The 6,166-nt window shown below is 73.5% G+C and carries 5 protein-coding genes; 3 read left to right on the top strand and 2 right to left on the bottom strand.

All coding sequences use genetic code 11. The features are described from left to right. Positions 1 to 105: 105 nt before the first annotated feature. Both ACSEEN_RS18635 and ACSEEN_RS18630 read right to left on the bottom strand, forming a co-directional pair. Positions 106 to 1,365 carry a PucR family transcriptional regulator gene (locus ACSEEN_RS18635; RefSeq protein ID WP_440714003.1) on the bottom strand — a complete coding sequence of 420 codons (1,260 nt, stop codon included), beginning with the start codon at positions 1,363 to 1,365 and terminating at the stop codon, positions 106 to 108. A 46-nt stretch (positions 1,366 to 1,411) separates the two neighbouring features. Then, complete coding sequence (locus ACSEEN_RS18630; protein WP_440714002.1) at positions 1,412 to 2,788, bottom strand: FAD-binding oxidoreductase; 1,377 nt, start codon at positions 2,786 to 2,788, stop codon at positions 1,412 to 1,414. 123 nt (positions 2,789 to 2,911) lie between these two features. Here ACSEEN_RS18630 and ACSEEN_RS18625 point away from each other — a divergent pair, with 123 nt between their 5' ends. The 3 genes from ACSEEN_RS18625 (at position 2,912) to ACSEEN_RS18615 (ending at position 6,038) form a co-directional block, all read left to right on the top strand. Continuing rightward, positions 2,912 to 3,835, top strand: coding sequence for a LysR family transcriptional regulator (locus ACSEEN_RS18625; protein ID WP_440714001.1), 924 nt, complete (start codon positions 2,912 to 2,914; stop codon positions 3,833 to 3,835). A 2-nt stretch (positions 3,836 to 3,837) separates the two neighbouring features. Then, a complete protein-coding gene (locus ACSEEN_RS18620) occupies positions 3,838 to 4,719 on the top strand; it encodes a DNA-3-methyladenine glycosylase family protein (RefSeq protein ID WP_440714000.1) in 882 nt (293 codons plus the stop codon). A 101-nt stretch (positions 4,720 to 4,820) separates the two neighbouring features. Beyond that, positions 4,821 to 6,038, top strand: a complete 1,218-nt coding sequence (locus ACSEEN_RS18615) for a PucR family transcriptional regulator (protein WP_440713999.1) — start codon at positions 4,821 to 4,823, stop codon at positions 6,036 to 6,038. Positions 6,039 to 6,166: the final 128 nt, after the last annotated feature.

Here is a 6,166-nt window from a genome sequence, read left to right as displayed (position 1 = left end):
CCCCCCCCCCCCCCCCCCCCCCCCCCCCCCCCCCCCCCCCCCCCCCCCCCCCCCCCCCCCCCCCCCCCCCCCCCCCGCTGCCGTCTGCGCGGCTCGGCTCCGGGATCAGTCGCGGCGGGCCGGCCGGTGCAGGTCGGGATCGGCGAGGAGGCCGAGGACGGTGCGCAGGGCGCTGACCGGCTCGCCGAGGTCGATACCGGCCACCGTCTCGATCCGCGCCAGGCGTGCCCGCAGCGAGTTCGGGTGGACCCCGAGCCGGCGAGCGGCCTCGGCGACGTTCGACGCGGTGGTCGCCACGGTCAGGACCGTGGGGAGCAGTTCGGTGCGATGAGCGCGGTCGTGGTCGGCGAGCAGCCGCAGGCGCGCGGCCAACTCCCCGCCGTGCGGGCGCAGCAGCGTCGACGCCCGGACCACCTGCAGCGCATCCTCGACGTCCTGCGGCTCGGCGATGCGCAGGCCGGTGAGGGACGGCGGCTTCCCGAGCGGAAGGCGCAGCGCGCGCAGCACGTCGCGGGCCGCGCGCCCCGATTCGGGTAGCCGGGCGAGATCGGTGACGAGCGGTCCCACGCCCACCGCGGCGGTGGGGGAGGCGTCGAGCGCGGCGCCCAATCGTGCACGCAGCCGGTGGGCGACGCTCCGGTCGTCGTCGTCGTCGTCGTCCGCGCCGGCGCCGTCCGGATCGGTACCGTCCGGATCGACCGGGAGGACGGCGAGCAGCAGGCCGCCGGTGGTCACCTGGCGCTGATGCGGGAATTCGGCGGACAGGGCCAGTCGTACGCGGGCGTGGTCGTCACCGGTGACCGCGGCGGCGACGACGGCGTGGCCGCGATCGGGCCGCAACCCGGCGAGGACCGCCGCGGTCGCGGTGTCCCCGTCGCCGCCGAGCACGGTGAGCAGGGCCGCGGTACGGCACCGCTCGGCGAACGCGGCCTCGCGGGCGGCGGCCCCGGGCCCGTCCGTCGGCGCCCCGGCGGCCTCGGACCGGTGGGTCAGCGCGGCGAGCGCCCGCAGTAGCGCGTCCCCGCCGATCCATCGGGCCCGGCGCAGCCGGAACGGGGCGGGCGGGCCGCCGAGCCCGGCGGGTGTCGTGGACGGCAGGATCAGTGCCGCGGCACCGGCACAGCTCTCGCTGACCTCGATGAGCGAGGGCCGGTCGCGCACTGGATGCCCGACGACGACGAGGTGCCCGGAATAGTCGGTCGGCACACCCGGCTGGTAGACCTCGATGCCGCGCACCGCGATGTCCGGCACGGCCCGCGGTCCGCCGGGATCGAGCGGGGTCAACACCGCGCCCGCGGCGGCGACGATGGACCTCAGGCTGGGGACCGTGGTCGCGGCGCGGCGGCGCCGGACATGAGCCGTCATGCGGATTCTCCTGGTCGGGACGGTGGGTGCGCGAGGGCGAGCGGGATCAGAGGAACCGCAGGACGTTCGGGTTGAGCAGTCGCGCCGGGTCGAGCGCGTTCCGGACCGCATGCATGACCTGCCGGTCCGGCAGGTCGCGGCCGAGGCCGATCCACGGTCCTTTCGCCCGGCCGATGCCGTGCTCGGCGCTGATACTGCCGCCGTGCGCGGCGACGAGGGTCAGCACCCGCTCGGTCACCGCCTCGCGGCACGGCGCGGGGACGTCGAGCAGGTTGACGTGGACGTTCCCGTCGGCGATGTGCCCGAAGCAGACGGCGCGGACCGCCGGGAAGCGCGCGGACAGGTCGGCGGGCAGAACCGCCAGGAAGTCGGGCAGTGCGCGCGACGGCAGCGCGACGTCGAGCTTGACCGGCGGGGTGGACGAGGCGGTGTTCAGCACCTCGGGGTGGCTCTCGCGGTACTCCCACAGCCGCCGCGCGGGCCCGGCCTCGACCACCGCGTCGTCGAGCACGCCGGAGGAACCCGCCAGGAGTGAGGTCACGGCCTCCGGCAGATCGGCCGGTCCGGACAACTCCAGCAGCAGGTGGAAGGGGCTCGGCGCGGCCAGCGGCGCCCGGAGGCCGCGGTGCGTGCGAACCAGGCCGATGCCCTCGGCCGTCATCAGCTCGGCCGCCTCGATACACAGTCCCGACCGGCGTGCCGCGTCGACCAGCGCGAGACAGCCGGCGACGGAATCGACACCGGCCAGCACCGTCTGCGTCTCCGTCGTGGGTGTCACCAGGCGGAGCAGGACTCGGGTGAGTACCGCGAGCGTGCCCTCGGCGCCGGCGAGCAGTCCGGGTAGGTCGTAGCCGATGTTGTCCCTGGTGAGGCCGCTCCACCGGGTCAGGACCCGGCCGTCGGCCAGCACCGCTTCGACGCCGAGAAGCCGCGAGCGGGTGCTGCCGTGCTTGATCATGCGCGGCCCGCCGGCGTTGGTCGAGACGATGCCGCCGAGGGTGGCCGACTCTCGCGAAGCCAGGTCGATCCCGAGATCCAGCCCGGCCTCGCGGGCCGCCCGCTGCGCCTGCGCGACGGTCACGCCGGCGCCGGCCGCGAGAGTCCGTTCGATCCGGTCCACGTCGCCGACGACGTCGAGCCGGCGGGTACTGAGCAGGATCTCGCCGTCCATCGGCACCGAGCCGCCGACCAGCCCGGTGTTACCGCCCTGGGGCACCACCGGCATACCGGCGCGGTGACATGCGGCGAGGACCGCCGCCACCTCCGCGGTGCTGCCGGGACGCACGACGGCGGGCGTGGCGCCGCACCACCGGCCGGTCCAGTCGGTCGCGTGGCCCGCGGTGGTCGCCGGATCGGTGAGCACGTGGCGGGCGCCGACGATCGCCCGGAGTTCGTCGAGCAGAACGGGTGTGGTCGTGGGCATCGGGATGGGCCTCCGAGAGGTAGGTGTGCGGATCGGTGCGGTGTTTCCAGGGTGTGGCGGATCCCGGGGGCCGGTCCAACACCGAATCGCTCTGAGGTCATCGGATGCGCTTATAATCGCAGCGTGCACCTGCAACGAGCGCGGTATCTCGTCGCCGTCGCCGAGCATCTGAGCTTCACCCGGGCGGCGGCCGAGCTGTTCGTGGCGCAGTCCGCGCTGAGTCAGCAGATCAAGGTGCTCGAGCGTGAGGTCGGCGCCGAGCTCATCGATCGCCGGGGTCCGCGCATCGGTCTCACCCCGGCGGGCGAGGTGGCGGTGTCGGAGGCCCGCTATCTGCTGACCGTCGCCGATCGGGGTCTCGCCCGGATCCGGGCCGCGGCGCTGGGCTCGGGCGGTGCGCTCGACATCGCGCTCACCCGCTCGTGGACGGGCGGCGTGATCGGCGCCGCGCTCGCCGAATTCCGGCGGCGTTTCCCGGAGGTCACCGTCACCGAGCGGCGCGGCTACTCGTCGTACAACGCCGAACTGGTCGCCGCGGGGGAGATCGACCTGGCGGTGGTGCGCGGCCCGGTGGCCGACGAGCGGATCCGGGTGCGCGGCTGCGGCGCCGAACGGCTCGTCGTCGCGCTGCCCGCGGGGCATCCGCTGGCGGACGGCGGCGACGGTCCGGCGCTCGGCGCGGGGCCGCCGATCGGGCGGGACCGGCTGCGCGGCGAGCCGGTGGTGTTCTGGGAACGGGACAATGCGCCCGGCATGTACGACACGATCGTGTCGGCGCTGTGGCCCGACGGCACGCCACGGGTGGTGCGCCGGGAGGCCGACGACGAGATGGTGCTGCGCGCGGTGGCGGACGGTGTCGGGGTGGCGCCGATGCCGGTCGGTCGTGCGACGGCGTTCCGGGTGCCGGGCGTGGTGCTGCGCGAACTCGATCCGCCGGCGGTCGAACTGACCGTCGGCGTCGCAACCGTCGACGACAACCCGAATCCGGCGCTGCGCGCGTTCCTGGACATCCTGGAGCGCGATCCGGCGCTCGGGGCGGTGCGCTGACGGTGGCGAGTGAGGCCGAACAGCGCCGCATCTGGCGGCCGCCCGGTCCGCTCGACGTCCGCGTGATCCTCGGGATCCACCGGCGCAGCGCCCACGACCCCGCGCTGCGCGTGGCACCGGACGGCTCGGTGTGGCGCGCGGTGCATACGCCGGACGGACCGGGCACGCTGACCGTGCGGGCGGAGGCGGGCGAGATCGCCGGCCGCGCGTGGGGTCCCGGGGCATCGTGGCTGCTCGACGGTCTGCCCGCCGCACTGGGCGCGCACGACGACCCGGCGTCGTTGCCGATCGGCTCGCCGGTGGTGGCGCGCCTCGCCGCCCGATCGGCGGGCCTGCGGATCGGGCGCAGCGACCGCGTCTGGGAGGCCCTGGTCGCCGCGGTCATGGAGCAGAAGGTGGTCGGTGCCGAGGCGTACCGGGCCTGGCGCTATCTGCTGCGCCGGTACGGCGAACCGGCGCCGGGGCCGGTCGTGATGCGGGTGCCGCCGCCCCGGCCGGTGTGGCGGGAGATCACCGAGGCCGACTGGCACCGCAGCGGCCTGGAGCCGGTGCGCATGCGGACGATCCGGGCCGCAGCCCGCGTCGACGTGGAAGACAAGGGCGACGTCCTCACCGCGCTGCGCGGGATCGGTCCGTGGACCGCCGCGCACACCCGTATCCGGGCCCTGGGCGATGCTGACGCCGTGCCCTTCGGGGACTACCACCTGCCGAAGATCGTCGGCCAGACGCTGATCGGCCGGCCGGTCGACGACGCGGGCATGGCCGAACTGCTCGAACCCTACGGCGGGCACCGGTATCGGGTGATCCGGATGTGCGAGTTGCACGGCACCTGGCCGGATCGGCACGGCTCTCGGATGCCGGTCCGCGACTATCGATCGATATGAATTCTCACTTTCGCACTGGTTATGTGAATCGGCATCGTCCGAATGTGAGGTCTCGTGTTCGGCAATTCTGAGCAGCGGGAGGTCCGCGCTACCGTGACGCGGTGACCGGCCGAACACTTGCTTCGATTCTCGCTGCGGCGGAAGGGATTCTGGCGCCGCTGAATCCCGCTGTCGATGTCGGCGCGCTCGATCGTGCGGTACTCGGATTCGAATTCCATCAGCCTGGCGGTGAGGTGGAATACCGCGGCAAGCTGGTGCTGGTCACCAGTATCACGGACACTCGATTCGAGTTCGAGGGAATCCTCGCCGAATGTGCGAGTGCGGCGGCGCTGATCCTGTCGCCGTCCACCCCGCGCGAATTCGGCCGGGAGACCGGACCGCTGCTGCTGCGACGATCGACATGGGCGACCGGCGAGACGGTGATCCAAGCCCTGGCGGCCGTCACCGGCCCGTCGGATGCCGCCCGGCGCCCCGTCATCGCGGCCCCGGTGGACGGTGAGGCGGCGTGGCTGGCGACCCGGCGGGAGAGTGCTCTGGTATCGCTTCTGGCCGGAACCGCCGATCCGGAGATCCCCGCGGCGATCGCCGGGCTGCGGCCGGACCGCGGGTACGTCGTGATCGCGGCCGCCATCGCGCCGGACGACGCCGAGTGGCTGTGCACCGCGGTATCGATGGAGTTTCCGGACATGCGGGGCCTGTTCAGCGACGGCGCGTTTCTCGGTGTCCTCCCGGTCGCTGACGGAGAAGGCGCTGGTCAGGTGGTCGGCCGACTGCGTTCGCGGATCGGTCGATCCGCCGGTGGCGGGGCCGATCTGCCCATCGGGGTCGGGCTGGTGGCCGACGGTGTCGCGGAGCTGCACGTGTCGGCCGCGAGTGCGCGCCGCGTCTTGCGGGCGCTGAACGTCAAGCTGGGCCGTCTGCCGCTGTGCGGCTCCGGGTGGGCGCGTATCGGCGCGGCCCACGACGTGGAGGACGCACTGGTGCTCATTCACGCGACCGATGCGCTGACGCCCTACGCGGAACTCTTCGCGGCGAGACTGCGGGTGCTCGACGACTACGACCGGGCGCACCGCACCGATCTGCTGGCGACCGTGCTGGCCGCGCTCAAGCAGCAGACCAACGTGGCCGCGGCGGCCCGGCCCCTCCGGATTCATGCGAACTCCTTCCGCGCCCGGCTGGAGAGGATCGCCGTCATCGCCGGCATCGACCTGACCGATGAGGTCTGTCGGCTGCGGACGATCCTGGCCTTCATCTCGTGTCCGGAACTGCACAACGCGGCTCTGCGCCGGTTGCCGCTGGATCGGTCGCCGAATGCGTGAAGAGACCTTTTCGGCGGTGCGGAAAGGAGATGACCGGGGGCCGGAACAGTGCATTTCTGAGAGACGATCACCGGTACCGGGAAAGGGCCTCGGAAATGCCCGAAAATCGATCGTGATCACCGTGTCGA

This window comes from Gordonia marina (assembly GCF_052036135.1).
Classification (GTDB): domain Bacteria; phylum Actinomycetota; class Actinomycetes; order Mycobacteriales; family Mycobacteriaceae; genus Gordonia.
Note: the sequence above shows the minus strand (reverse complement) of the source record. Positions and strands in the feature narration are given on the sequence as shown.

Coding starts and splice junctions, on each gene's coding strand:
- ACSEEN_RS18635 (WP_440714003.1), bottom strand. CDS start 1,365: ATGACGGCTCATGTCCGGCGCCGCCGCGCCGCGACCACGGTCCCCAGC.
- ACSEEN_RS18630 (WP_440714002.1), bottom strand. CDS start 2,788: ATGCCCACGACCACACCCGTTCTGCTCGACGAACTCCGGGCGATCGTC.